The sequence below is a fragment of the Methanococcoides burtonii DSM 6242 genome, from assembly GCF_000013725.1.
Classification (GTDB): domain Archaea; phylum Halobacteriota; class Methanosarcinia; order Methanosarcinales; family Methanosarcinaceae; genus Methanococcoides; species Methanococcoides burtonii.
On sequence record NC_007955.1, the window covers coordinates 432,219 to 458,837 of the forward strand.

Annotated in this window: 22 protein-coding genes, 1 tRNA gene and 3 pseudogenes; 13 read left to right on the plus strand and 13 right to left on the minus strand. The window is 38.8% G+C overall.

Annotated elements, in window-relative coordinates; genetic code table 11:
- Positions 1 to 80: 80 nt before the first annotated feature.
- Positions 81 to 305, plus strand: a pseudogene (locus MBUR_RS13740) (transposase); the annotation flags it as partial.
- 129 nt (positions 306 to 434) lie between these two features.
- On the opposite strand, the gene MBUR_RS02250 reads toward MBUR_RS13740, so the two are convergent.
- Together MBUR_RS02250 and MBUR_RS02255 are read right to left on the minus strand one after the other, a co-directional pair.
- Complete coding sequence (locus MBUR_RS02250; RefSeq protein ID WP_011498592.1) at positions 435 to 1,568, minus strand: hypothetical protein; 1,134 nt, start codon at positions 1,566 to 1,568, stop codon at positions 435 to 437.
- A 288-nt stretch (positions 1,569 to 1,856) separates the two neighbouring features.
- Positions 1,857 to 2,516: a hypothetical protein gene (locus tag MBUR_RS02255; protein WP_332244260.1), complete on the minus strand. Its 660-nt coding sequence runs from the start codon at positions 2,514 to 2,516 to the stop codon at positions 1,857 to 1,859.
- Positions 2,517 to 2,834: 318 nt separating this feature from the next.
- Here MBUR_RS02255 and MBUR_RS14270 point away from each other — a divergent pair, with 318 nt between their 5' ends.
- On the plus strand, positions 2,835 to 3,575 hold the full coding sequence (locus MBUR_RS14270; protein ID WP_011498594.1) for an endonuclease NucS domain-containing protein: 741 nt from the start codon (positions 2,835 to 2,837) through the stop codon (positions 3,573 to 3,575).
- 23 nt (positions 3,576 to 3,598) lie between these two features.
- On the opposite strand, the pseudogene MBUR_RS13285 reads toward MBUR_RS14270, so the two are convergent.
- Positions 3,599 to 4,255: pseudogene (locus MBUR_RS13285) on the minus strand (IS5 family transposase); the annotation flags it as partial.
- Positions 4,256 to 4,500: 245 nt separating this feature from the next.
- Here MBUR_RS13285 and MBUR_RS02265 point away from each other — a divergent pair.
- A tRNA-Arg gene (locus MBUR_RS02265) sits at positions 4,501 to 4,596 on the plus strand.
- An 83-nt stretch (positions 4,597 to 4,679) separates the two neighbouring features.
- Here the strand turns inward: MBUR_RS02265 and pheT are convergent.
- Positions 4,680 to 6,302: a phenylalanine--tRNA ligase subunit beta gene (gene pheT, locus MBUR_RS02270; RefSeq protein ID WP_011498596.1), complete on the minus strand. Its 1,623-nt coding sequence runs from the start codon at positions 6,300 to 6,302 to the stop codon at positions 4,680 to 4,682.
- A 217-nt stretch (positions 6,303 to 6,519) separates the two neighbouring features.
- Between pheT and MBUR_RS02275 the strand changes: the two genes are divergently transcribed.
- Genes MBUR_RS02275 through rnhB form a run of 3 tightly spaced genes read left to right on the plus strand, consistent with a single transcriptional unit; the run spans position 6,520 to position 11,771 of the window.
- Complete coding sequence (locus MBUR_RS02275) at positions 6,520 to 8,916, plus strand: type II/IV secretion system ATPase subunit (protein ID WP_232221930.1); 2,397 nt, start codon at positions 6,520 to 6,522, stop codon at positions 8,914 to 8,916.
- Between the two features lie 17 nt (positions 8,917 to 8,933).
- A complete protein-coding gene (locus tag MBUR_RS02280) occupies positions 8,934 to 11,084 on the plus strand; it encodes a type II secretion system F family protein (RefSeq protein WP_011498598.1) in 2,151 nt (716 codons plus the stop codon).
- A gap of 45 nt (positions 11,085 to 11,129) precedes the next feature.
- On the plus strand, positions 11,130 to 11,771 hold the full coding sequence (gene rnhB, locus MBUR_RS02285) for a ribonuclease HII (RefSeq protein WP_011498599.1): 642 nt from the start codon (positions 11,130 to 11,132) through the stop codon (positions 11,769 to 11,771).
- A gap of 112 nt (positions 11,772 to 11,883) precedes the next feature.
- Here rnhB and MBUR_RS02290 read toward each other — a convergent pair.
- Positions 11,884 to 13,050: pseudogene (locus MBUR_RS02290) on the minus strand (IS91 family transposase).
- A gap of 103 nt (positions 13,051 to 13,153) precedes the next feature.
- The gene (locus MBUR_RS02295; protein ID WP_048063168.1) at positions 13,154 to 13,348 is read right to left on the minus strand and encodes a hypothetical protein; all 195 of its coding nucleotides are present in this window, start codon (positions 13,346 to 13,348) and stop codon (positions 13,154 to 13,156) included.
- A 293-nt stretch (positions 13,349 to 13,641) separates the two neighbouring features.
- Here MBUR_RS02295 and mtaA point away from each other — a divergent pair, with 293 nt between their 5' ends.
- On the plus strand, positions 13,642 to 14,679 hold the full coding sequence (mtaA, locus tag MBUR_RS02300; RefSeq protein ID WP_048063169.1) for a methylcobamide:CoM methyltransferase MtaA: 1,038 nt from the start codon (positions 13,642 to 13,644) through the stop codon (positions 14,677 to 14,679).
- A gap of 55 nt (positions 14,680 to 14,734) precedes the next feature.
- Here the strand turns inward: mtaA and MBUR_RS02305 are convergent, their stop codons facing one another.
- Positions 14,735 to 15,559, minus strand: coding sequence for a nitroreductase family protein (locus MBUR_RS02305; RefSeq protein WP_011498601.1), 825 nt, complete (start codon positions 15,557 to 15,559; stop codon positions 14,735 to 14,737).
- Positions 15,560 to 15,816: 257 nt separating this feature from the next.
- Between MBUR_RS02305 and MBUR_RS14275 the strand changes: the two genes are divergently transcribed.
- The 4 genes from MBUR_RS14275 (at position 15,817) to eif1A (ending at position 17,751) form a co-directional block, all read left to right on the plus strand.
- Positions 15,817 to 16,392, plus strand: coding sequence for a pirin family protein (locus tag MBUR_RS14275; RefSeq protein ID WP_232221931.1), 576 nt, complete (start codon positions 15,817 to 15,819; stop codon positions 16,390 to 16,392).
- Entirely contained in the window at positions 16,389 to 16,685 is a 297-nt protein-coding gene (locus tag MBUR_RS14280) for a pirin-like C-terminal cupin domain-containing protein (RefSeq protein WP_232221932.1), read from the plus strand. Before MBUR_RS14275 ends, MBUR_RS14280 begins: the two co-directional genes overlap by 4 nt.
- Positions 16,686 to 16,735: 50 nt before the next feature.
- The gene (locus MBUR_RS02315) at positions 16,736 to 17,110 is read left to right on the plus strand and encodes a hypothetical protein (RefSeq protein ID WP_011498602.1); all 375 of its coding nucleotides are present in this window, start codon (positions 16,736 to 16,738) and stop codon (positions 17,108 to 17,110) included.
- 320 nt (positions 17,111 to 17,430) lie between these two features.
- Entirely contained in the window at positions 17,431 to 17,751 is a 321-nt protein-coding gene (gene eif1A, locus MBUR_RS02320; protein ID WP_011498603.1) for a translation initiation factor eIF-1A, read from the plus strand.
- A 259-nt stretch (positions 17,752 to 18,010) separates the two neighbouring features.
- Here eif1A and thrC read toward each other — a convergent pair whose 3' ends face one another.
- A complete protein-coding gene (thrC, locus tag MBUR_RS02325) occupies positions 18,011 to 19,354 on the minus strand; it encodes a threonine synthase (RefSeq protein ID WP_011498604.1) in 1,344 nt (447 codons plus the stop codon).
- Positions 19,355 to 19,640: 286 nt separating this feature from the next.
- On the opposite strand from thrC, the gene MBUR_RS02330 reads away from it, so the two are divergent.
- Complete coding sequence (locus MBUR_RS02330; RefSeq protein WP_011498605.1) at positions 19,641 to 20,765, plus strand: ISH3-like element ISMbu7 family transposase; 1,125 nt, start codon at positions 19,641 to 19,643, stop codon at positions 20,763 to 20,765.
- A gap of 88 nt (positions 20,766 to 20,853) precedes the next feature.
- Here the strand turns inward: MBUR_RS02330 and MBUR_RS02335 are convergent, their stop codons facing one another.
- The 5 genes from MBUR_RS02335 to MBUR_RS12825 form a co-directional block, all read right to left on the minus strand.
- Positions 20,854 to 21,975, minus strand: coding sequence for an ISNCY-like element ISMbu11 family transposase (locus MBUR_RS02335; protein ID WP_011498606.1), 1,122 nt, complete (start codon positions 21,973 to 21,975; stop codon positions 20,854 to 20,856).
- Between the two features lie 565 nt (positions 21,976 to 22,540).
- Positions 22,541 to 23,236: a phosphoribosylformylglycinamidine synthase subunit PurQ gene (gene purQ, locus MBUR_RS02340; RefSeq protein WP_011498608.1), complete on the minus strand. Its 696-nt coding sequence runs from the start codon at positions 23,234 to 23,236 to the stop codon at positions 22,541 to 22,543.
- The gene (gene purS / locus MBUR_RS02345) at positions 23,237 to 23,485 is read right to left on the minus strand and encodes a phosphoribosylformylglycinamidine synthase subunit PurS (RefSeq protein WP_011498609.1); all 249 of its coding nucleotides are present in this window, start codon (positions 23,483 to 23,485) and stop codon (positions 23,237 to 23,239) included.
- A gap of 153 nt (positions 23,486 to 23,638) precedes the next feature.
- Positions 23,639 to 24,223, minus strand: coding sequence for a CDP-alcohol phosphatidyltransferase family protein (locus MBUR_RS02350; protein ID WP_048063170.1), 585 nt, complete (start codon positions 24,221 to 24,223; stop codon positions 23,639 to 23,641).
- A gap of 66 nt (positions 24,224 to 24,289) precedes the next feature.
- Entirely contained in the window at positions 24,290 to 24,907 is a 618-nt protein-coding gene (locus tag MBUR_RS12825; RefSeq protein ID WP_011498611.1) for a tetratricopeptide repeat protein, read from the minus strand.
- A gap of 235 nt (positions 24,908 to 25,142) precedes the next feature.
- Here MBUR_RS12825 and MBUR_RS02360 point away from each other — a divergent pair, with 235 nt between their 5' ends.
- Entirely contained in the window at positions 25,143 to 26,618 is a 1,476-nt protein-coding gene (locus tag MBUR_RS02360; protein WP_048063171.1) for an asparagine synthetase B family protein, read from the plus strand.
- Position 26,619 lies beyond the last annotated feature (1 nt).

Sequence of the window (26,619 nt, forward strand, 5' to 3'; positions counted from 1 at the left end):
TAATCCAACATCTTGCAACACATTAAATAATATTTTTGTATTTGATTATTGTCCAAATATTAAGGATTTCTACAGAGCCGAGAATCCTTAGTCATTATGCTAAGGAAGCAATGGGAAAAACTGACCTCTCAAATCTTGATGTAATTGGTGTAGATGAGATCTCTGTCAAGAAAGGTCATACCTATGTAACCTTGTTCTATGATTTGAATGAAGCTCGAGTTATTCATATTGAAAATGGAAAAGGAAAGGATGTGTTTAGGAAATATAGGGATTTCCTTTCCACTAAAACAAATTCTGGAAATGTTTGGCCGGCAAATCCCAGTTCAGCTACCAGGGACCAAAAAGGGATGATAGAGTTGTTGCTTCTGCAAAAATTACATCCCCCTATATCTCCATTTTATTTGAGATGGGGCCTGCCCCTTCACCCGTAATAGTTATCTATTTGCAACCCCAAATATTTTTGCAATTTCAATTCCTTCGCTGCCGATCGCCGAAAGCTGACTAAAAATATCTGATTTTGCAATAAATTTTTCAGTTCTTGTACCATCGGGCTGCTCTATCTTTATTGTGACCTCTTCTTTTGCATATCCTCTGTCAGTGCATTCCTTAATGATCTCACCATATTTATTGGCGATAATTTTGAGACAGTCCAGTATCCTGTTATCGTCCATAGCATTTTTGTTATCAAGTAAGATACGCGTAAGTTTCTTTGATTCCACAGATCCTGAGAACATTTTCTTGAGTTTTTTTGCAATTATATCGACATAATTCATGTTTATCGAATCTGCCAGGACATTATCACCTGTTATATCATATTCACCATAGTGAATTATGTAAGTATTCTCATCTCCTGATATTGTGAATTTGTGTTCAGAATCTTTGTCTTCGATCACCGCTTTCAGGTTCTCACCTTCATAATCGATGGATTTAACATAGAAGTCAGAGACATTTATCTTCTTTAATTTATTCTCTTTATGCAATATACCACTCATAGACCAGATAGGTAATGTGAGTTCTTGCAGATCTTCAACTTTTATCAGATCATCAGTGAAGGTCAGATCAAATTCATATTGCATATTGTTGATAGAACTAAACTGCTTTCCAATCATTCTTTTATCTACTAAAAAAGCAGAGTATGAATTATCAGCATCATATACGCTAATTTCAAAAAAGGGACTCAGAATCGAGAGCATTTTTGATTCAAGATCTTTTACCTCATGCTGGGCAAGTTTAGTTTTCTCTTCAATTTTTTCAACTATCTCATTATCTTTGCTTGAAGATACAGATGAACATGTATCAAGGATCGTATCCCTAATTTCAAGAATGTGTTTTGAATCAATTCCTTGTGTGATCTTTTCTATAAAATCGGTTGTGTCTTTTTGGAATTTATCAATTTCCTGAATTATATTCTCCAAGATCACGACGTCTTCTTTATTTTCTTTTTTTATTTTTGTTGCAGACTTTTCAAGAGGTATGACTTCCTTCGAAACCTTCATGAAATTCTGTAGATCCTGGATAAAATCCACTTGTATCGATAGTTCAGTAGAATCCTGATATGTATAGTTCATATTATAACCCCCTATAAGAAATTAATAAGATATACCCATATATACACTACAATTTCGAGATATAAGTATTATGGTTCAGCTCTATAAAGATATTCAAAAAAACTAGTGCAAGGTGAGACTTATGAATAGAATGAGTTTGTTGACTTTTTTGCTTGTCCTCGTATCATATCCTGAATGGAAACATCATTTGTTAATAATATGAACTAGTACTTTGATCGATAGCAAAGTCATATTTTCGGCTAGACTTTAATATTTGAAGGGTAGCTGAAAAAAGATCTTATTGTTCCATCATGCCAGAGCATTTTCTTCTCCTGAGTCTATTGTAAAGAGGCAGGATGAACCTGTCAGCTCTACCATTCGACGGATTAACTCAAAGTCCGGTTCATTGGACAGGTTAAATATGTTCAAAGCTGCCTGGGGTGCTTCATGGGCTATGCCTTCAATACTTCCTATTAGTGCAAAGTGGTTCACATTTGGAAGTCTTGCCAGCTCAGCTAATGTCTGAGTATATTCTACTGCTTTCTTTTTCTGTTCTTCATCATCAACCGCGGTTATGAGGTTCATTGAAGCTTTCCATTTTCTTTTGAGCTTGTACCCAACCAGAATTGCAAGGTCCATATTTCCAAGATCCATGCTGATCTCCCATTCCGGACTTTTGTCATCTATCCAGAGGTTAATTGATTTATGCCTTTCAAGACCGGATTTAGGGTGAGCTGCATATATCACAATACCTATTCGGTTCTGTAATGCCTTTTGAACTAGTCTACTAATGTCTTCTTCCCACTCTTTAGATAATGGCGGTGTCAGAAGTAACATGTTCGGGCGGATGAAAGCTCCTGCCAGGGCTTCAATGCCTGCAATAAGGTTATCTTCAAAGGAAGGAACATCTATTATTGTCCATGATGAGAATACACCTTCATACTGTCCTGCAACTTTACTGTTACTAATTTAGGATTGCTTGGGGATACTATTGCATTATCATTACCACTTGAATCACTTTCGTGGGCTTCAACTTCAACCACACCAGGTGAACCTACATTCTTCTTTGACTTTTTATAAGCTAGAGTTAGCCACTTGAGCTTATATTTGAAATATTAGATCATTTTTAAAAATAGTATTTTAGTTCTACCCTTCCACAATCAGCATCTTTAAATATAACAATCAATAGATAATGTGTTAAATTTTTGAAAGGCAGCTTAAAAATAATAACCACTTTCTGAGAAGTGTTTCTCGTTACTTTACTGCGAAGTTGAAAAGCGTGATAAAATGGATAATTTTAGATATTATGTAAGAGATGACACCGCAGTAGAAGTTGCCGAATCTGTGTTGAGAACACTTCAAACCATAAAAGAAGAGCATGAATGTGATTATTCCATCGTTGCAATTGAGGATCTTTCAGAAGATGAACAAGAAGCAATCCGGGAAACTATACGAATATTAAGTAGAAGAAATACGGTAGGTGTTGTTAGCAAAGGTAGAGGTTCCCTTCCAATATCACGCAAAAAGAATCTCAGCAATGTTGGAATACTCGTCCATTCCAGAGATGGAAAGGACATCGCCGTTTATCCGAATGTGAAGAACAACAAGATGACGACTGCTATTCAATACCTGAATCTGATAATGAGATCACCAAATGTAGAAGATGCCCTTGAGTCAAAACATATTTCCGAAGATGATATATCAAGGATGATATCCAGCATCCCCGAGCTTATCGAACCCGGACTGACATTCCACGAAGTCGAGGTGGAGGTCGAAGGTGGTAGGATAGATGCTGTTTTTACTGATTCACAGGACAAACATTTCCTGATAGAGATAGAGATCAATGCAAGAGATAATGACATCGGACAGGTCCAGAGGTTCAAGCTTCCTTATGCTGAAAAGTACGGAGTGGATGTCGAAGATATACGCCTGGGCATCGTCTGTGCAGATATTGATAGTAGCAGAATGACGGCGTGTCGTGGTGCAGGTATTGAAGTTTTCAGGTTGAAGCTGGAAAAGCTGGATTGACATAAGAACATTAGAAAAAAGGGCTCTGTAGAAATCCTCATCCAAACTAAAAACACAGTCTTGATGAACTTATCAAGATTGTGTAATATCACTTTGAACTTCACTTCTTTTACTTGATTTCTGTACTTTCTCGCACGTAAGTTATCCCCATACCTTCTTTTCAAAACCGAGAACATCGTTTCACTTAAATTCCGCATAGAGTATATCTTGCTATCAAATTCATGTATCATCTTCTTCCGATATCTTCCCTTGATTCGCTTTCTTTCACGTTGTCTCAATGGAACAATTGCTATTGATCCAAGTTTTTCCCTCGTCAACTCGTGTATGTTTTCAGAATCATAGGCTTTATCCACCACATAATATCTTGATCTCCTATTGTGATGACATTGCGATAGCAATGCCTTTGCATGTTTTGCATCATGAACTGGTTTTCCAGAAATCTTGTAACCAGTGATTACAAATTTATGAACATCAACCGAAATACTAGTTTTAACGTAACTTCGTCTCCATTTTTTGATTCTCCAAGAATAATAATTACTACAATAACCACTTGTAAATCCAGTGGAATCAATTGCAGTAATGTCTATAGAGTCTCTGTTTTTGTAAAATAGGTCCAGTGTTCTTTTAAAGATCGAATCCAAAACAACAGAATATGTACGAGTAACAAATTTTTGAAGTGTGTTTCAGATTTATAATTTGGAACAAACACATTCATCCCCTTGTATTTAAGTTGGAGATCAATCACAGGGGATTTATTATTATAAAAATGAATGGCTTAGTTGAAGTTATAATAACGATTTCTACAGAGCCTATATTCGTTTAAATATATGAACACATTTGTGATAAAATAAGTAGCCACAAGTGGAAGTTGTGACGAAAGGTTTAATAGTAACAATTACAATGATAGCATCGTAATTTTGAAAGAGGGCTCGTAGGGTAGCCAGGACATCCTCATGGGCTTCGATGTAGTAATATGCTGCGAAGACACCCATTGACCCGCGTTCGAATCGCGGCGGGCCCGTATCTTTTATCGTAATTCTAAGTTTTAATCATATCAATTAAAAAAAGAATTTTTCCCGGATATTTCCGGGAATAGAAAAGGGTTCATTCTGTAAGGTCAATCTCAAATCCAACGATAGGTTGTCCAAGGCCGAAGTTAATGATCACTTCAGGATAGAGCTCTCCCATCATTCCGACCTTTTCACCGTTGACAAGAATATCTGCACGCCTGCCTTCGATAAATGCCGGGTCCTCAGATACAACGACCTCATATTCGATATCTCGTTCCCTCATGACCGCATCAAGGACCTCTCTTATCTCTGTAAAGTTAGCCTGAGCGTGTATGGAGGCTGCTGCAAGGTGCAGGCGGTTCTTTGAATTAACGACTACTTCACCTACTTCAAAGAGGCGCTGTGGTAGTTCATGATGTTGGTTCAGGGAAAATATTTCAATAAGGTTCGGCAAAATGGTGGTACGTACCATTGTCTGGTCTTCGCTTATGGGATGAAGTACGAAGGTCACATCATCTGTCTCCTCCCTGTTCATCCATTCGAAATGTACCTTCTGGCTTGTAAGTGTAAATGGCATGACCTCGGAGTAACCAAGGCTCACCATTATCTCACGCATGACACCTCTTGTAACAGAGATCGGGTGTGCACATCCAATGGTTGCACTTTTTGGGAATTCGCTTTTTATCTTATCAAAGCCGTATCCAATGGCAATATCTTCAACGATGTCGAAATTATGGAGGATGTCGGCTCTGTATGTCGGGACGCTGATCTCGAACATATCTCCATCCTCAAGAACGCTTGCATCGAACCTCATTCTCTTTAGTTCGTTGATGATCTCGTCATCTGTAAGCTTTATGCCGATGAGTGAATCGATATCTGAGCGTGGTACATTGAGAGTTCTTGGTGTCATGTCCGGTGTGACCTTCTCGGTCCCATCAGGATATACTACCTTTACTGACTCTATCTTTCCGCCCCTCTCAGCAAGTGCACTTACTACGATGCTAAGTGCGGTATATACTGCATCTCCAAGACCTGTAACATCAATGAAAAGGTCTGTAGTGCTCTCCTCGACCCTTGTAAGGGTTCCATTGATTATTGGTGGGAATGAAAGCACCTTTCCTTCAGAATCAGTTATCAGAGGATATTTCTCCATCCCTTCTAGTATATTTGCAAAGCGAACACCTTTTGGATGCTTTTCAAGTACCTCATCCATTGTCATCGGTTCAGTAAAATCAAGGGGTACGAACTCGAAGTCCGGGCTGACTGCCTGATATTTGAAAGGTGGTTCGATGTTTGTCATATCGTGAACTCCGATAGACACTTTCTTCCTGTTCCTTCCAAGACCCCAGTGCAGATCTTCCTGGAGATCCATCAATGACTTGATAGAACTGGATGTGAAATTGATACCCTTTACAATAGCACATCCAAGGACAGGCCGCACTTCCTTTATTTTTTCGTCGAGTTCTATATGAACACCAGATGGCGTTACTTCATACTGGCAAAGGCCGGTCTCGATGTTCATAAAACCTCTCATTGCTCTTGCTACTCCCTCTACACTGTAAAGATCAGGTCGGTCGGGGAAGAACTCGATGTCGATGGCTTCCTTTTCAATACGTTCTATATCCGCACCTATCATTGGTACACGGTCTATGATCGTATCCTTGTCTGCTTTTGTGAGTGATTCCAGATCCTCGTATTGTAAGGTAATTATTGGCATGGGGGTTATCTCCATGGTCATTTATTCATGACCAGATTGCAATTTGAACCGGTAATAGAACGAACATGTATAGCTTTAGATTTAATATTTTTCATTACTTTTCATTAAATGGAGAAATAGCAACAATAAGTATAATAATTAGTAATCATAATTATAATAATATAATTATTGGTTACTATATAGCTTGTATTGGCTTCAAATGAACCATTGCGGTGTAATGATGGTTAAAAAAGCAGACGAAAAAACAGAGGAAGCTGGTTCAGATTCAGTGGATGATTCCGGTCGGAAACCTGCTTTCAAGAACGATCCTGATCATTTAGACAATAAAGGGGAGGAACTATCAGGCTCTGATAATTTGATTGCAAAAGGAATACTTCCCGAAAACCGAAATGAGACTTTTGCATCCTCCTCTCCAAAACCTGAAGGACCAGAGGTCTTTGAACCCAAGAGTGGTTCAACATCATCGCCTGTTAATCGGTTTGGCTTTGAAGAACCAAAAATATTCAAACCTGTTTATGGTATGGATATTGATAAAGAAGACCTTGATGCTGTAATACTGAAACCACGCGGCATGTCTTCCCCTGTGAATATTTCGAAAAGACCTCCTGAAGATAGAGAGATGGAGAATGAATTCGGAATACTTCTGCCAAGGTCTGAGAAGTTTGGTACTAATATTCCTGGTCGAGATCCTACCGAAGAATGGATCCCGAATGTGAGTGATCATGAAAGGTTTAAGCCAATCACAACAGTTTCCGAAGAGGAATTGGCACTCCAATCAGTGAATTCGGAAACTCATATTCCCGATGTCCAAGATGAAAGCCTTGATGTAGATACGATTTCGGATAACGTTCTTGAAATTAAGGACAATATGCCGGATGAGCCTTCCGAAGACGCTTTATCAGACGATTTGACTGATGGGGACGCTGAAGAGCAATTCAATGAGATACTTACTAAACAACTTGTCGCAGGAACAGATGAATCAACCGATGAACAACCTGATGAAGAGCCTAAAGATACTGACTTAAAGCGTGTTTCTGCTGAAAATATTGGCTTTGTACAGAAGATCAAAAATCTATTTCATAATGAAAATGAAGAGATCGAGGCATACGATCCAGAATTGCACGGTTTGCTTTCTTGTTTTGACGGTATTGATAATTATGAAGAAGTTGACCGTTACTGGGTCAATGAACCTTATGTTTTCATTGTCATCCTTTACAACGACGATAGTAATAATCATCTCTATTATGCTGTTGAGCCTTCAATGTCTGATTTTGAGACTGTTTTCCTGGCTGAAGTACAGGATAGGCTGCGCAATATACTTCTTGTAAAAAAGATAGGTGAGGATGATGACAAGGAAGAGGTTATTGGGAGAGTAATAAGGGATATCATCAAGGATTATGCTATCGGGATAACTCCTGACATGCTCGAAAAGATATTGTATTACACCAGACGTGATTTCATACATTTTGGTAAGATAGATTCTTTGATGAACGATGATTCCCTTGAGGATATTTCAGGGAATGGTCACAGCAAACCTATATTCCTGTACCATAAAACGTACCTGAACATTGCTACGAACATTATTTTTGATGAAGAGGAATTGGACTCTTTTATAATACAGCTTGCACAGAGGAGTGGCAAACACATCTCTGTTGCTGATCCGATGGTGGATGCTACCATGCCGGACGGCTCAAGGATACAAATGACGTTAGGTACGAGTGTTACCACCCATGGCAGTACTTTCACTATCAGGAAGTTCAATGAAGTTCCAATAACCCCTGTAGATCTTCTGAAATGGGGCACTTTCTCACCGGAAGCTATGGCATATCTCTGGTTGTGCATCGAGAACAATAAGAGCCTTATCTATGCAGGTGGGACTGCATCAGGGAAGACATCATCACTGAATGCAGTTTCTCTTTTTATTCCTGAAAAAGCAAAGATAATCTCCCTTGAAGATACAAGGGAATTGAAGTTACCTCATCTGAATTGGATACCTGGGGTAACAAGGGATTCGTTCACGTCAGATGAGAGGGGTGCAGTAGACATGTACGATCTTTTGAAAGCTGCACTTCGTCAACGCCCAGAATATCTTCTCGTGGGTGAAGTTCGAGGTAAGGAAGCTCTCACTCTTTTTCAGGCAATGTCCACAGGCCACACTACATTTTCTACAATGCATGCAGACTCAGTTCCATCGGCAATTCACCGACTGGAAAATCCTCCGATCAGTGTTCCGCGTAACATGATACAGGCTCTTGACATCATGTGTATTCAGGCACAGACCTATTCAAATGGTAAACGTGTCAGAAGAAATCTGAAACTTGTGGAGATCATCGATATTGACCCTAACACGCATAATATCAGGACGAACGATGTATTTGTATGGGATTCTAATACAGATACTTTTCACAGGACCGGTGAATCGAAAGCCCTAATGGATATACGTATTCAGAGGGGTTGGAATGCTATGGATGTCAATAATGAACTAAAGAATCGCCAGCTTGTCCTTGAATACATGGTAGATAACGACATCAAGGACTTCAAGCAGATATCGACCATAATCAACACATATCAATCCAACCCAAATAGAATTTTGAAGCACCTGAATTTGCTCTGATCCTCAGGAGTGAAAACGTGTCCGAAAAAAACTCTCTGGAAATAAAAAATGAGCATGATGAAGCTATAGTTTCTTCCAATGCTGAGAAATCTTCATTACTTACAAGGCTAAAGAGCAAGTTCTCTGTCAGTAGTAACGGTACGAGTTATTCCAAAGAGAAGGCCAGTACATATTTAAATATTCTCAAAAAATTACCTTTTACATTACTTGGTGATTATGTTCAAGAGAGGAAAGATAAGTATGAAAATCTCCAGTTAAAGCTTTTCCAAGCAAGAATACCACTCTCTTATGAGATGTATGTCTCAAATGCAATATTCTATTCGTTACTAAGTTGTGTCTTCGGCTTGATAATTGGTATTTTTGTTGCGTATATCTCTATCTATGTAGTCGGACTACCGGAAGCCATCACAAAACTGGAGTTCTCTGAGTCCAGTGCATGGATATTGCAATTTAAGGGTATATTCGTAGGTTTTCTGATAATGCTCTTCTTTGCTGCTTCTCTTGGCGGTGGAATATATGGGATGTTCATGCTTTATCCCAAGTTTCAGGCGAGTGAAAGGAAAGGTGATATTGACAGACAGCTTCCTTACGCAGTCACTTTTATGTATGCACTTAGTAAAGGTGGAATGAACATAATTGAGGTGTTCAGACTGCTTTCACGCTCCGGCAGTACTTATGGGGAAGTTTCGAAAGAGATCAATGCCATTATCCGTGAAATGGACTATTTTGGATATGACATGAAGACTGCGATCTCTAACATAAGTGAGAGATCCCCTTCTGATAGATTCAATGAACTAATGGATAATCTTATTACAATTATCGATAGTGGTGGCAGTATTCCACGCTATTTTCAAGATAAAGCCGAACAGTATCTTCAAAAAACATCTATTGACGAGAAAGGCTTTTTGGAGACCCTCGGACTACTTGCAGAGTCGTATGTGACCGCATTCGTTGCTGGTCCTTTGTTCATTATAATCATGGGCGTCATGATGGCGGTCATGGGTTCCGGATCGGAAGTAATGGTCTATGCTATCATATATGCTGTTCTGCCGATAGGCTCCCTTATGTTCGTGGTAATGATCAGTATCATAACTCCGAGCGAAATGGGTGAACCTGAACTATTGCCTACCCGGACTATACTTGAGCATGGTATTCCTGTTCTTCCTTCATATCTGGAACCAGTTTATGATGATGCAGGGGAACTTATCAATGATACTGAAGATAATGTGCGTGATAGGGAATATTATCTGAATTTTGCGAAAGCCAAAAAATTACTTTCTGTCAGGAAATTCGCGAAAAACCCTTTTGATCTTTTGATGCACAATCCCCTTTATTCTCTTGCTGTTACTATCCCTATAGCAATTCTGGTTCTTGTCATACCTTTCTGGTCAAATATCGGAAGTCTCGTGACAACAGCACAAAAAATTGGATTTATTGATGACTATATCGTGCTTGCACTGTTCATTGCCATAGTCCCAATGGCACTTTTCCATGAGATAATGTCCCGTAAGAAAAAGCATCTTGAAAGGAATTTTCCAGATTTTTTGAAGAAGCTTGCAAGTACAAATGAAACAGGGATGACACTTCGTGATTCTATAAAGCTGATGGCAAAATCAAAATCCGGACATCTTGGAAATGAGATCCGGATGATATGGGCAGATATCTCATGGGGTATGAATGTCAATGATTCTCTTATCAGATTTGCCAACAGGCTTCGGACACAGGTAATTGCACGGTCACTGACGCTTATTACAAAGGCCAATGAATCAAGTGGTGATGTTGGTGAAGTGCTTCTGGTGGCAGCTCGCGATGCTGCTTCCGAACAGTCAATGAAACGAGAACGTGCCATGAGCATGATGATCTATATCGTGATCATCTATATTTCCTTCCTTGTGTTCGTAGGCGTTATCTATGTTATTTCTACGACATTTCTTGCGGAGATGGCAGCTGCTGGGGAAAAGATGACCGAATCCGGTGGTGCGGGTGGATTTTTGGGTAGTTTCGATCTTGAAGGATATACCCGTCTTTTCATGCATGCTTCTCTCATTCAGGGTTTAAGTTCAGGACTTATGGCAGGTGCTATGGGGGAAGGTAGTGTGATGTCAGGACTTAAGCATTCAATTATTATGATGGGAATCGGCTACCTTATATTTACTGTGTTCGTATGAGTAGTATGCTTTAGGACAACGGTAATCATGTCAGGGAAGATCTCAATGAAAATAATTGGAATTGATGAAGCAGGGAAGGGTCCGGTCATCGGGCCGATGTGCATAGGCGGTGTGAGGATCGATGAGGATAAAAGCAATGCTCTGAAGAATCTGGGAGTTGCGGATTCCAAGAAGCTTTCCCCAAAAAGGCGAGTACATCTTGCCGCTCAGATAAAGAAATATGCAGATGGATGGTTCGTTTATGAGGTATCTCCTAATCAGATCGATGAGCTTCGAAAACTGATGAGCATGAATGATATTATGGTGCTTGCTTTTGGTTCGGTCATTGAGGAACTTCCTTCTGACAAGATCTATGCGGATGCAGCAGATGTGAAGGAGGAACGCTTTGGGAAGCGCCTTTTTGACAATTACATGGAAAAGCATCCAGATGTATCACCTCCGGAAGTTATCTCAAAACATGGGGCAGACGATCTATTTCCAGTTGTTTCAGCTGCATCTATATTAGCAAAGGTCAGGCGTGATGAACTTATAGAGAAGATAAAGGTGGACATGGGCGTGGATATCGGCAGTGGTTATCCATCAGATCCTAAGACCAAGAAGTTCCTTGAGAATTGGTACCGTGAGAATAGCTCCTTTCCCGATATTGTAAGACATTCATGGAAAACAGCACAGAAGTTCATTCAGTGATAAATAAATGGAATAAATTTAGCAATTTCTATGAAAAATAGGTAACAATCCAGTAGGTAAATGCAATAATACAAGAAAGCACCCTTCGGGTGCAAATTTATTGTAGGTACGACTACCCCATCACTATACCCCGATCATTTATATTGCCATTAACTTCCGCAATTTCCCCAGGTGGTTTTTTCTCATACCAAACAAACTTCATTTTGCCACCACAAAATAAACACTGTGGCGCCCACTTATTCAACACTTTTCTGAAGTCTTTGAGATTTGTCTGCCTTATACTTCTCTGTAAGCACTTTGAATATCTCTTTTTGACTTTGCGACTATATGCACCATAATACCGTATCATTTTAAAATTTCGATCAGGAATATGCTGAATTAACGCTCTAATAAATTCCTGCAATTCCATTGTCACAAAATGCCTTACTCCTTCATGATCATTATACCAAAAAGTAACGGATTTTCCATCATAACTATACAACCTTGAATTTGCGATAGCTGGATGCTTGATATACCTGCCGACATACTGTGCCATCCTTTGTTTGTTAGTGATTCTTGAGTTTTTTGGCATATGAACATAAAATCCATCAGGATATTCTTTAAAAAGTTGATTTACAAGATGGGAGAATGCTTGAACCTTAGAGAGGGCATCTTTGAATCTCGTAAGCACTTGGTATTGCCATGTTTTTCGCATGGTCTTAAAATGAATGAACTTTTGGTGAATGAATTTACCATACATATCAAATCCACCTTCAGTTAGAAGAATATGAAGATGAGGATTAAAACCCATATCTTTGGAAAATGGATGTAGAACGACAATAGCACCCGCAAGCAAACGACCATTCCTGTGCTTGAATGAAATAGTGTCATTAATTGCTACAATTGCTGCATCCATCAAAACCTTTAGTAGAAAACGATTCTTTCTAACAAAACCCCACAGAAGATCCGGGATTGTAAGAACAGCATGCCTATGAACTACATTGAACATTGCACGTTTGAGAGATTTAGACCATTTTTCAGTATGATTTAGACCACAATTTGTGCAGATACGACTGTTACATCCAAAATAGACCGTTTTGTAATTACCACAACTTTCACATTGATAAGTGAAGAAACCACGACTCTTATCTTTGCAAGATAACATCTTGTTGACTTCTTCAATCTCAACATTGCGAAGAATGTCTTCATGGTCAATGCAAAATTGATCCTAGTTATTATTGTCTTTGAAGATACGTTTGACAGTAAGAAGCTGATTGGATGCATAAGTAGTAGTTTGCAATATGAAATGAATTGGCTTAGACCATAATATAAATATTGCTTATAGGTACGAAAAGTTATAGATTATATACAAAAATGAAAAAACCTTTTAGTCAATCATTTGTTTACTTGGAAATTGATTCAAACTGAATGCCATGGTCACCTTCGTATGATCCATTGTGTTTCTTGAAGCCATGCCATATCTCTGATGGAATACCATATGGAAACGCTTTACATGCGGGCATACCAATCGATTCAATGAAGTGTTTACACACCATGCATTCAGGTGCTTCCGTCGATATTGCATCTAATTCACTCATTTCAAATCACCATCATATTTCTTTATTCAATTCAATAATTGTGGACTTACTCGGATAGTGCCTCCAATTATATATTAACTAAATGTTCCTGCACAGAATTCATTGGTTTGCAACCCTCTGAGATTCACCCATTACCAAGATGGAATATTAAGCTATTACAGCTAACTTCTGAATCACAAATTTAAAGTAGTTCAGATACTGAAATTGTATAGAACTAATAAACAGATATATCAGCCTATATTGAACTATTTACATAGGAATGTTAGCTCAGATCGAATAAAGGAGGGTTTCACCTGACAGATATCACACCAAAAGAAAGATTCATCAGATCGCTTGAAGGGAAAGAAGTAGACAAAGTACCCGTTTGTTCAGTTACACAGACAGGGACTATTGATCTAATGCAAGCTTCGGGCACACAGTGGCCGGAAGCACATTTTAATTCAGAGAAAATGGCTACACTCGCCATTGCAGGACATGAGATCGCTGGCCTGGAAGGCATTCGTTATCCATTCGATGGAACTGCTATTGCCCAGACATTAGGGTGTACGATGGGAGAAGGGACCTATGACACACAACCTTCCATTCACGATTTTCCTTTTGAGACCATCGAGGATGTGAAAGATCTGACAGTGCCTGAGAATTTCCTTGAGTCTGAAAGGATCAAGACCATTCTGGATGCCACAGAGATCATCAAGAAGAGAGCTGATGAAGATATACCAATAATTGCAGGTCACCTCGGGCCGGCTGCTATTACATTATCACTTGTTGGTGTAAGGAACTACCTCATGTGGTTCATTTCACACCCCGATACCATCAAGGAACTGATAACTTTCAGTACTGATATTTGCATAGAATATTCAAATGCACTCCTAGAACGCGGGGCTGATGTTGTCTGCATACCTGATTCGGAAGCAGGACCAGAATTGATCCCACCGGAATTCTTTGAAACGATGATATTCCCGGAATACAAAAGACTTAACCGTGAGATAAAAGGAAAGACCATAGCCCACATATGCGGGGATTCTGCCGATATCCTCGAGAAAGTTGCGATCTCTGGTTTCGATGGTATAAGCATAGAAGAAAAGGTAGATGTCCAATATGCAAAAAGTGCCATCGGTGACAAAGCCTGTCTGATAGGGAATGTATCACCTGTGCATACACTTCTTGGGATGAAGCCCGAAAAGGTGAAAGAAGAAGCAAAACAGTGCATAGAGGATGGAGTTGATATTCTCGCACCGGGTTGTGGACTGGCACCACATACATCCCTGAATAATTTGAAAGCATTCGTTGCTGCAAGGGATGAATATTATTTGGAGAAAGGACTCCTGTGAGTCCATTCTCCAACTATTTACCTTATAATTATAAACTATTTTGTATTATTTACACTCATTTCCAATTTACCCTCACAGGCTCCCTTCCCGGAATGCCATTGACCTTATGATCAGGATGACCGAACATCATACTGTATTGCACCACATGCTCTTGCGGAAGGTCAAGCTCATCTATGAGTGGTTGGTAGGATGTTGCCGCAATGGCAAGGAAACCAGCCCAGCATGCCCCGATATCGAACGCCTGTGCTGCAAGCTCGAACCATGAAAGCGCTATGATACTGTCAGTATAGCCAGTCGGATTTTCAGCCTCAGCGTGAGCAAAAGCCAAATGAAGTGCTCCCCTGCATATCGGATCACTGCCATTTTCATAAACTGAGATCAGAGTTGGCATCAGTGGCTTGAGAGGATGTTCAATATCATCGGCCACTACCTCTCGCATCCAGTCAATGGTCAGAGAAGTGATCTTCTTAACTTCCTCCGGGTTGTGGACAATGGTCCAATGTACAGGCTGATTGTTCATCCCGGAAGGAGCATAACGTGCAATATCAAGTATCTCTTCAATTGTAGACTTTTCCACCTTTTCATCCTTGTAGTTTCTGACCGAGCGCCGCATTACCATATATTTTCCGATCTCTGATGGCGTAAGAGAGGAAGGACTATCATCCTGAAATTGATAGTAAGTTGAGTCAAACAAAGTAGAAATTGCACCCTCGGGACAGAACACTTCACAGTGTCCACATTTTGAACAATATACAGTTGCTTCTTCTGGACTGTAAGGAGTTCCACCTTCCTCTGAAGGAAGTATTATCGACATCGGACAAAGTTCTACGCATACATCACAATTGGTGCACAGTTCAGGGTTTACAGAGATCACTTGCATACTATCACCTAAGATTATAGAATATATATTCGTTTAATGTTGATCTTAGAAGTGTATAAACTTTTCATCTGCCAATTTCCAAATTTAAATATGATCATTTCAGTTAGACCTTTGATCAAAACAATTCAAATATATTATTTTTGGCAATCAATCTGCTCTGCATTAACAACATATAGTATCAGACAAACATACATTATGGGGAATTTATGTGGGCACTACAAGATTTATAAATAAAATAATAAAGAGCAGACCGACCCTTGAAGGAGCAGGAGTACCTGAAAAGATGTTTTGGTTTTAACCAGCCACCTCAACTTGATCCTTTTCTCTTGCTTGATGACTTCCATTCGAACGATCCGAATGAATTTTTAATGGGATTTTCCTGGCATCCGCACAGGGGCATAGAGACTATAACCTATGTACTCTCAGGAAAAATAGAGCATGGTGATAGCCTGGGAAATTCAGGCGTGATCAATTCAGGAGTGATCAATTCAGGAGATGTGCAGTGGATGAGCGCCGGAAGCGGAATAATTCATCAGGAAATGCCCAAAGGTGAATCCGATGGCAGCCTTTGGGGATTCCAGTTGTGGGCTAACCTGTCAGCATCCCATAAGATGATGGAGCCAAAGTATCAGGAAATAAAAAGTGAGCAGATCCCGGAAGTAGTATTAGATGACAATGTTCGTGTAAAGGTCATTTGCGGTGAAATCGAAGGAAATAAAGGCCCTGTACAGGACATTGTGACTGATCCTGAATATCTTGATGTGACAATTCCAGCTAATATAGATTCACGCACCCTACTTAAATGGGACATACCGTCTTTGCATATGCAATGAAGGGAAACGGTTCTTTTGATGAAAATGAATGCACCTATGCTTATGAAGTGGACGGTACTAACTATTCAGACCTTGACAATTCATCATTCATTAGTTCCGAAAATCTTATTATGTTCAATGACGGTGACCATATCTCAGTCACTTCTGGAGATAATGGTGTTCGCTTCTTGCTCATTTCAGGAAAACCACTCAATGAACCGGTTGCATGGTATGGCCCTATTGTGATGAATACACAGGAAGAGTTAGAGATAGCTTTTGAAGAATATAGGAAAGGGACATTTATAAGATCCTGAGATTAAAAATTAGTAAACATATTTATTTAGAAAATGATCAATTGTTCAATATGGAAGATGAAAAGCAAAATATCTTCAATGGACTTAGGTTTATTCTTTCTTCTTATGTGCCACCCCTCTCTGTAAAAATAGATGAGAGCAGACGATACGATATTTACGGAACAAAACCTGTACAGATCGGAAGGACAAAGAAGAAAGATATGTTCTTTGCTTTCATCATCATACAGAAATATCACGTTGGATTCTATTTCTCCCCCATATACACGCATAAGGACAGATTTGATGATGCTACTGAAGAACTATTACATCTTCTTAAAGGCAAGTCCTGTTTCCACATAAAAAGGTTCAATGCCGCTGTTTTTGAAGATATCAGACAATTAATGGATAAAGGTATAAAAATATATGAGGAAGAAGGATGGGTTTGAGCCAAAAAATGTGCTTTGATATCAACAAAATAGCTAAATATCATGAGATGAAAGATGAATCATACAACTTCTTCAATTGACTTTATATAGATTGAATGGAGTTTATAACTAAAAAGTACGATTATGATTTGTTATTTAAAATCATCTCATTTTTAATAATGAATTGTATGGGCCCTTAAAGATCGAAAATGGACTTAAGGCGGGAAGATGACCACAATGTTTTGAGGTATTGCACTTATTGTCTGAGTGAAATGTGTCAAAAATTTTCAAAATTATCATTAAAATAAAGAGGAATTAATCTGGCCAATTATAGAAGTAATATGAAAAAAAATAATGGAGGTCGTGGTAGCAAGACAGATGCTCCAGCTGTCACAAGAGTTAGGACTCCACGAAGAGAGAACAATGAGATACTTGCAACCGTAAGTGCCCTCCTCGGAGGAAAAAGAGTTACCCTCCAATGTATGGACGGTATCGTAAGAATGGGACGAATCCCTGGTTCAAAGAAAAAGCGAATGTGGGTACGTGAAGGCGATATTGTTATTATCACACCATGGGACTTCCAGGATTCAAAAGCAGAAGTAATATGGAAATACACAAGACCACAGGTCGAGTGGCTTGAGAGAAAGGGTTTCCTGAAATAAGTATATGAATAGCAATTTTTGCTTTTCATATCATCTTATTTTTTCTTGAATCTATTTTTGAGTATATTTTGAATTTATTGTTTTCGAGGTACGAAGACGTTCATTTAAACTCGATAGCATATTTTTAAACCCGTTGATCTGGATACATCAATATCTGGTATGTATAAAAAAATGCTAGAACATAGTGGAATCCAGGCGATCCAGAAAGGTTCTACCCCTAAAAATAACAAAAATAGGAAATGATAACCGAAGGAGAAGCTTAGTCAAGCTTTTCCTTCAGGTAATTCTTGAACTGCTCATAGTCAGCTCCCATAGATTCCATAAATTCCTCTCTTGACTCGACATCCTTGAGTGTCTGGGGTGGTTCAGGATCGACACCTATTGCAGACATCACTTCTTTAGGGAACTTTGCCGGGTGAGCGGTCTCGAGTGTTACAGCCAGTGTATCGTCATTAGAAGCTGCCCTGTAATCCAGAAGTCCCTTTATTCCGACTGCTCCATGGGGTTCAATGAAAATACCATAATCCTCATAGAATTCCTTTACAATAGCCGTTGTTTCTTCGTCGGTAACTGATGTAGAGAAGATATCATTATTGAGAACATCCATATCAGGCATCTTAGTTATGTGGCCGGTCTCATCCATCTCACCACCATATATTGTCACCAATCTGGCAAGATTGCTTGGATGACCGACATTCATTGCATTTGAGATACAGTTTTTTGAAGGTTCGATCTTGGAGTACTCACCTGTGTTGAAAAAAACAGGCACCTCATCGTTCTCATTCACAGAAGCAAGTATCTTCTTGATTGGCACTCCCATTCTCTTTGCGAGCACACATCCCATCATGTTACCGAAATTTCCAGAAGGAATGGAATAGATGATCTCTTCCGGGAACTCTCTAAGCTTAAGGTAAGCATAGAAATAGTAGATCGACTGGGGGATAAGTCTGCCAATGTTGATAGAATTTGCTGATGAAAGGTTCAGATGCTTAAGGTCAGGATCTGCAAAAGCCTGTTTGACCAATGCCTGACAGTCATCGAACTTCCCATCCATTGCAATGGCAGAGATGTTGCCATCCAGGGTCGTCATCTGCTTTCTCTGACGTTCTGATACTTCAGTCTCAGGGAATAGAACGATCACCTTTATGTTGTCAAGATCGTAGAATGCATGAGCTACAGCACTGCCGGTATCTCCGGAAGTAGCCGTTAGAATTGTCAGGTTCTTGTTCTCTTTTTTGAGATAGAACTGCATCAGCCTTGCCATCATGCGAGCAGCAAAGTCCTTGAATGAAGCAGTGGGACCACGGTCAAGTCTCATTATATAAGTGTTCTCATCCACTTCCTCGAGAGGAACATCGTAATCGTAAGCATCATATGTTATCTCTTTCAATGATGCTTCATCGATCTCACCTTCAAGGATCCTGCTGAGCAGCCTAAAGGCTATCTCGGGATATGGTTCATCTTTTAGGGAACTAAGCTCTTCCTCTGAGAAATGAGGGAGATCTTTGGGCATATAAAGGCCTTTATCCGGAGCAAGACCTGTAATAAGAGCAGTTTCGAAAGATACTTCGTCTGCTTTGAGATTGGTACTATAGAGTTTCATGTTGATCAGATATCAATTTGATTGGCGAACATTATGTTCTTTTGTTCTTTAAAGGTGTATGAAGTATGAAAAGCTTCCTTTATAATTAATATTTCGATGGGAACGTGATAATCATTTGAATATGCCTCGAAAATTCCTGATCATCCGATCATTTCGAGAAGTGTACCAGAATCGTTATTATACCAATATTCATAATTTTAACAAATTCAGTAGTTCTCTAATTTCTGCATAATCCATTAAATCAACACCATTCGGCACATTTATATACCTTTAAAATGCCCCCTCCATGTTATCACGACTAGAATTAACACCTGCTCACTGTATCAAAACTGTTCTACCACCACTTCTGGACAACATTCCCATTTCAATAAATGGATCACTTACTCCTAAAGACCTCTTCACTAATATTCTCGGAATGTCCACCGATAAACTTTCAATTCATTCGATTGGTAAACAATATCATAATACTCCATGTGAAACATCAATGAGATATCATTTACATAAGATTGATTTCGATCAGCTCATTGAAAACAATGCAAAGATTCTCTTGCAATCATCCCACAAAACCCTTGATTCAAATAAAAAGTATGATCTTGCCATCGATTATACAAATGATCCATACTATGGAGAAGTGAATTATGTCAATGAAAACTATGTGATTCGAGGACAAGCTAAGAAATCAACAAACTCATTCTACTCTTATATTTCTCTTTGCATTATAAACAAATACACAAGATTTACAATTTCCATGTTACCTGTGGAAAAAGGCAAAACGAAGACAGATTATCTGAAATATTTCATAGACGTAGTTGATAAAATCAATCTCAAAATAAATATTCTTTGTTTGGACAGAGAATTTTATTCCAGAGATGTTTTTACATTTTTGCAGGAGAATGACATTCCACATATCACTCCTGTTGTAAGAAAGGGAAAGAGAATAAAAGATATTCTTGATGGAAATAATAAACGCTATGAAAAGTACGTCATGAAGAATAAGAAAGGAGATGTGGGACTTGATATTGCTATTGATGTTAAGTATCTGAAAGGAAAGAGAGGGAAGAATGGTTGTGAGAATCTAGGGTTTGTTGTTTATGGAATTGATTGGGAACCCGGAAAGATTAGTACGATCTACAGGAAACGGTTTACGATCGAATCATCATATCGAATGCGGAATGTGGTGAAACCAAAAACATCCTCAAGAGATCCAATGCTACGATATTTCTATGCGTTGATATCATTTATGTTAAAAAATGCATGGGTATCAATCCAGAGAATGCATTTTATGAAAGTGAAAAGGGGACCGAAAACAATAGAGGAAGATGTTTTTAGATTTGATTTATTTGTTCACTTTGTTGAGGAATGGGTGAAAAAAAGGTTGAAAGTGAAGTTAGTAGTGAAATGTTATAGGTGAGATTATATAATTTATTTAGTGGAGGGAATATTAGTGAAGTACTGAAATTAGCTCATAAATTCTCCCATTCTAATTTGATGACATTACCTCATACATAATTTGCAAATGAGTTAGTTTCTTTAACTCCATTTTGCAAATTTGTAGCTACAAGCAATTGATATGCAACGAAATTCATAACTGAATACAGTTTCTTACTGCCATTTTTCATTCCTCTGATGTCGAACTTTACAGTCCACTTAATATGATTGTGTACTCGTTCACATTCACCCCTGTGCGAATAATCTTCATCGAATCCATCATCTTTGATATTCTTGTTTCGCAAGTGCATACCTACCTGTTTTTCTCTTCCATTTTCATAGAGGAAATGAAGTTTTTCTTCATATTTCATATGAATAGATCCACCAAGTTTCCACATTTTGTTAACCCAGTGATCAATTCTTTCCATCATTCCCTCGTATTGAACTTTAGAATCCGAAGAGTATGCAATCACTGGTTTTGCATTCAACTTATACCAGATATCTGCATGATTCCTGAATGAATCATAACCTCCATCCAATGCATAAGTGTCAATGTCAACTCCCATTTCTACCAATGCATCAATATGTTTCTTCAATTCAGGAGAATCGTGAGAAGCACCTTTTGTATGAGTCATGTAGATTGGAAGTGTTCCAATCATGGTGATGTGAGCTTTGTCCATCTTACAATTATAATGCGGATTGTAATCTGCATACTTGTCATATCTTGATGCTTCAAGTGGAGTTGAATCTGTTTTCGCATCTCTAATCTTTGTATTTTTGGAGATATTCTTTCCAATTTTGAACATTACTTCATCGAGTCCAGTTTTTCCAAGTCTGTATATTACAAAATGATGCAGTGTTGCAGGGGATGGAAGATTCATAATGCCGTTATTGTCTTCAAAAGAAAGAAGCTGCGCTTCTTCTTTTGTTAAGGTCGATATTGTTTTCTCAAATGAGAGGTTTCTATAACATTTCACAACGATGAGCTTTATCATTGACGAAACCTTATACCGAAAGTGCCAGTCCTTATCGGCATAATAGCTACTTTCAACATAAGAAGCAATGTCATCGATATCTAAGAAATACAAAAATTGGCATATTGATGCATTATCTGTGTTCAGATAGTTAGCAATTGAATCTCTGGTACAGATTCCGTCCGAAACATCGTAATAATATTTCATGGACTGGTACATTTTCTACAATATAAATGTAATGCATAAGCTATGCTCAGAGTGGTGCCAGTAGTCTTGAAAAAAGAGTTACGTTTTTAAAGCGAAAAGCTAATTTGATAATCTCATAGTGCTACCTCAATGATGCAGACAATTAGAATAGTTCGATTTCATCTTTTCACTACACACAAGTTTACTCTAGATTGAAACAATCATCTATTGTATCTGATGATCAAAATTGATGCTTGAAAAAATAAAAATAAAATATGAAGATAATCAGATATTTGCTGCCATCGCAGAAGATACCTATGCTGAAATTGATATGTATCCCAAGTCTGACAGTCAAAATTAATATAAGTGTTCTTAGTTTATTTGAATCGTGACAAAACAAACAAAACTAAGAACATATGAAATAGTGCCTAACACCAATATATCCTTTCCGATTGGAACTATCCTGACCGTTGAAAAACTCTATGATATCCTTGATTTTTTTACAGTCTTTAGTAAACACAAAAAGCATAGCATTGACATCAACAGATTATTGAATATATCAAAAAAGAATACAAAAAAATGTGAGTATAACAGGTGTTCACCTGTTTGAAATATACTCTATCATTGATTCGAACATCCTGACTCCGTCATTGGAACCGAGAATTTCTTCGGATGCTCTTTCAGGGTGGGGCATAAGTCCCATTACATTTCTATTCCCACTGAGTATTCCTGCAATGTTCTCCTGAGAACCATTAGGGTTTACATCATCAGTAACATGTTTCGCATTATCGACATATCTGAACGCGACGAGATCATTGTCTTCCATGTTCGAAAGGGTTGCTTCATCTGCGTAGAAATTACCTTCCATGTGAGCTATGGGTATGCGGATGACCTCACCTTTCTTGAATGCGGATGTAAAAGGTGAATCATTTGTCTCGACCCTCAAATTTGTCCATTCACATCTGAACTTTGGGTATTCGTTGGTGGTAAGTGCACCATCCAAGAGACCTGATTCAGTGAGTATCTGGAAACCGTTGCAAATTCCCATTATAGGTTTCCCTTCGTCTGCCATCTTCTTGATGGAGTCCATAATCGGTGTTCGTGACGCGATAGCACCTGCGCGCAGGTAGTCGCCGTAGGAGAATCCTCCGGGGATAATAACGCCATCGTACTTATCAAGATCGTGTTCCTTGTACCAGACCAGTTCTGCCTCTGTTCCGACAACATCTTCCAGTACATGCAGAACGTCAAGATCGCAATTGCTTCCACCAAATTGAATGATGGCGATAGTCATTTAAGCTTCCCTCAAGTCGATCGTATAATTATGGATCATCGGATTTGCAATAAGTTTCTGGCACATTTCATCAACTTTGGTCTTTGCCATTTCTGGAGACTCTCCCTCGAGATAGATGATATATCTCTTTGAGGTCTTGATATCATTTGTGTGGTAGCCAAGATGTTCAAGTGCTCTTTTAATAGTAGTGCCTTCAGGATCCAGCATTCCTGATTTACGTTCTATGGTTACTTCTGCACGGTATTGCATTTTTTTCCTCTGTGTTTATTTATGATGTGATAGTGCCATTAATGGACATCAAGCAATTAAAAATATCGCTTTGATAATGATCTTCTACTTCAATGTAATATAGTCATTATCGGATAATATTTGTACCTTTAAACATGATTCTTATATATAGATTTATAAGGTTTGTTTAGCTTTCCATATCCTTTGCAGAAGTGTTATGTGTGTGAGTATTGCAATAAGTACTACTGCGATCATTATCTGATAAGTAAGTGCTCCCAGTACTAGTATGATCAGGCGCTCAGACCTTTCTGCGATGCCAATGTTCATTGCTGTAGAACCTGCAGCTTCGGCACGAGCACGCGTGTAGCTTACCATGTAAGAACCGATAAGTGCGATGACACATAATAACCACAATGGTGCCTGAAAAAATGTGGTAGTTTGTATCACGCCTGTTATTGAACCATAAATGATCCCGGCAAAGATGGCTGCATCAGCATATCTGTCACATACTGAATCAAGAACTCCTCCAAAAGGTGTCATCATTCCTGACGATCTTGCAACAGCTCCATCAAGGACATCGAATATACCGCTTAGCATTATAAGGACAGCTCCCATTATCAGATCCCCTGCGGCAAATTCAATGGCTGCCAGAAAACTAATACCAAGTCCCATCACGGTCAGTACGTTTGGTGAGATCGGAATCTTTTTTGCAATTGGTAATACAAGTGTTCTGATTGTGTTCTTCAGTTCATTGAAAATAGCTTATCCCTCATTCGATCAAGGATCATCTGTCCGACTGTACAATTTAGAAGGTGGATCGAATTATTATGTTTTATTGCCTTTTAGTTTTCCCATTGCTGCAGCCAGATTATTCTTTGCATCCTCATAATCTGGGTCTGCATTCAATACTTTTGCAAAACATGTTATAGCTTCTTCATATTTATCCAGGTGGTGGTAGGCGACACCTTTTTTGTTCCATGCAATAGTGTATTTTGAATTAAGCTCCATGGTGCTATGTACATTCTCATAACATTCAAGAGCTTCTTCATATCTGCCAAGGATGTCATATATAATGCCCTTATTTATCCACGCATTATCATATTTTGGGTCGATATCAAGAGTTTTTGAATAAGATATTATCGATTCTTCATGGTCACCAACATATGAATGGGCGATACCCTTGTTGTACCATATATCAGGATTATCGGTGTCGAGCTCAAGTCCCCTCTCAAAACAGTAGATAGCTTTCTCATAATTGCTCAGGTCGCAATATGCAATGCCGGTGTTGGTCCAGACTAATGCAATAGCTTCTTCACTCCATAAAAGAGGATCCTTTGATCCGGATTCAAGTACTGCAGAATAATACTCGATCTTCTCATCCGGGTATTCTGCATAGAATCCCATATGGAATAGTTGTTCTACTGTCTTGCCTTTCCCTTCCACTAAAATCCAACTCCGTTTTTATTTTTGATCCAAAAGATAAAACTCTACCTATTATCAAATGTATAACGTTTTTATGGTTTTTTAATTCCCAAAGGACTTTAATTATTAGGGCATTATTTGAATATATAATCAGTGGTTCATTATTAAATAAGCATCATTCTATTTTATTGCTTAATACATATTAATGCACAAATTTCCGATACATAAATATATGGTCGACAAGTGTTCAAACTACATGGGCAGAATCGCAGGTTTCTTCAATTTATCTCCTTCTTCCATCAGTCAAATCAGGATATTTAATGAAATGGAAGTTCGTGGTGAATATGAAGCTATCATCTATACAGGCGATACGATTCATAATGTGCATTCTGCTTCTGAAATACAATTCATATCACTCAATGATGCCATGATCGGCTTTGATAGTTTGAAAGCTTCATCCCCATTGAGTTCATCATCAGATAAATTTGAACTTGTTGGAGATATTGATATCTACAATTCTGATGAGTTTGCATGTGAATTTCATTGTGGGAATGTGGAGAACATGTCAATTCTGACACGATTTTTGCAGGATACTTTCGGCCTCGAAAAATGTAGTGATGATGAGATGTTCCAACGTTTTGATAGTTCATTGAAGGCTATTCGCGGGGTTTATGCAATTGCTTGTCATATAGGTGATAAAGTGTTTCTCGCAAGGGACCTGATCGGTGTAAAATCTCTCTGGTATGACGTATCTTCCGGTTTTGCATTCGCTTCGGAAAAGAAGTTCTTAGAGATGGCCGGGCTTCATGAAGTGGTGGAACTTGATCCTCGGCATATCCTGTGCTACGATTTTGAAAACGATATTATAAAGTCATACGACAGGGAATTTTTGCAGGGACTTGCAGAACATCAGGGATCTTTCGTGGAGATCCGGAATGGTTTTCTTTCTTTGCTTAAAGAAGCGGTCTCTAAACGTGTGCCGGATGAGGATTTTGGTGTAATGTTCTCAGCAGGAATTGATTCCACTATCCTTGCTCTGCTTTGCAAAGGATTTGCTGAAGCTAAAGGTGTAAAATGCAATTATTATACGGTGGGACTTTCAGGACAGGTCCCGTCACCGGATATCGCCTGTGCAAGAAAGCTGGCAGATGAGCTTGAACTTGAATTAAATGTGCATGAGATCGGTCTCGATACTGTGGAAGAGTATCTAAGTACAGTTGTCCCTTTGATAGAGGATGCGACCGTTCCGAAAACAGGCGTTGCATTGACAATGTATGCAGCTTGTAGGGCGGCAAAAGAGGATGGCATAAATGTATTGTTCGCAGGTGCCGGAGCGGATGAACTTTTTGCCGGATATAACAGGTTCAAAAGTTCGGAATCGGTAAATGAGGATTGCATCAGGGATATAATGGAAATGCATAAAGTGAACACATATCGCGATGATACAGTTGCAGCATTTACGGGAACCATAGTGCGTTATCCCTATCTTGATGAGAACTTTGTGGAATATGCCCTTGCCATTCCAAAAGAGTATAAAATATCCGATGAGATGAACAAGATAGTCCTGCGAAAGGCAGGTGAGGAACTTGGGTTGCCAAAGTATGTGGTCGAGCGGGGAAAAAAGGCTGCTCAGTATGGTAGCAGTTTCGATCAGGCTTTAAAAAAGCTTGCAAAAAGAGCAGGTTTTGCGAATAAGACCGATTATATCAATAGTTTTCAGGAGAGGAGATAAA

Excerpts from the sequence above, each read along its gene's own strand:
- MBUR_RS02250 (WP_011498592.1), bottom strand. The coding sequence starts at position 1,568 with ATGAACTATACATATCAGGATTCTACTGAACTATCGATACAAGTGGAT.
- MBUR_RS14270 (WP_011498594.1), top strand. The coding sequence starts at position 2,835 with ATGGATAATTTTAGATATTATGTAAGAGATGACACCGCAGTAGAAGTT.
- pheT (WP_011498596.1), bottom strand. The coding sequence starts at position 6,302 with ATGCCAATAATTACCTTACAATACGAGGATCTGGAATCACTCACAAAA.
- MBUR_RS02275 (WP_232221930.1), top strand. The coding sequence starts at position 6,520 with ATGATGGTTAAAAAAGCAGACGAAAAAACAGAGGAAGCTGGTTCAGAT.
- rnhB (WP_011498599.1), top strand. The coding sequence starts at position 11,130 with ATGAAAATAATTGGAATTGATGAAGCAGGGAAGGGTCCGGTCATCGGG.
- MBUR_RS02295 (WP_048063168.1), bottom strand. The coding sequence starts at position 13,348 with ATGAGTGAATTAGATGCAATATCGACGGAAGCACCTGAATGCATGGTG.
- MBUR_RS02305 (WP_011498601.1), bottom strand. The coding sequence starts at position 15,559 with ATGCAAGTGATCTCTGTAAACCCTGAACTGTGCACCAATTGTGATGTA.
- MBUR_RS14280 (WP_232221932.1), top strand. The coding sequence starts at position 16,389 with ATGAAGGGAAACGGTTCTTTTGATGAAAATGAATGCACCTATGCTTAT.
- MBUR_RS02315 (WP_011498602.1), top strand. The coding sequence starts at position 16,736 with ATGGAAGATGAAAAGCAAAATATCTTCAATGGACTTAGGTTTATTCTT.
- eif1A (WP_011498603.1), top strand. The coding sequence starts at position 17,431 with ATGAAAAAAAATAATGGAGGTCGTGGTAGCAAGACAGATGCTCCAGCT.
- thrC (WP_011498604.1), bottom strand. The coding sequence starts at position 19,354 with ATGAAACTCTATAGTACCAATCTCAAAGCAGACGAAGTATCTTTCGAA.
- MBUR_RS02330 (WP_011498605.1), top strand. The coding sequence starts at position 19,641 with ATGTTATCACGACTAGAATTAACACCTGCTCACTGTATCAAAACTGTT.
- MBUR_RS02335 (WP_011498606.1), bottom strand. The coding sequence starts at position 21,975 with ATGTACCAGTCCATGAAATATTATTACGATGTTTCGGACGGAATCTGT.
- purQ (WP_011498608.1), bottom strand. The coding sequence starts at position 23,236 with ATGACTATCGCCATCATTCAATTTGGTGGAAGCAATTGCGATCTTGAC.
- purS (WP_011498609.1), bottom strand. The coding sequence starts at position 23,485 with ATGCAATACCGTGCAGAAGTAACCATAGAACGTAAATCAGGAATGCTG.
- MBUR_RS02360 (WP_048063171.1), top strand. The coding sequence starts at position 25,143 with ATGGGCAGAATCGCAGGTTTCTTCAATTTATCTCCTTCTTCCATCAGT.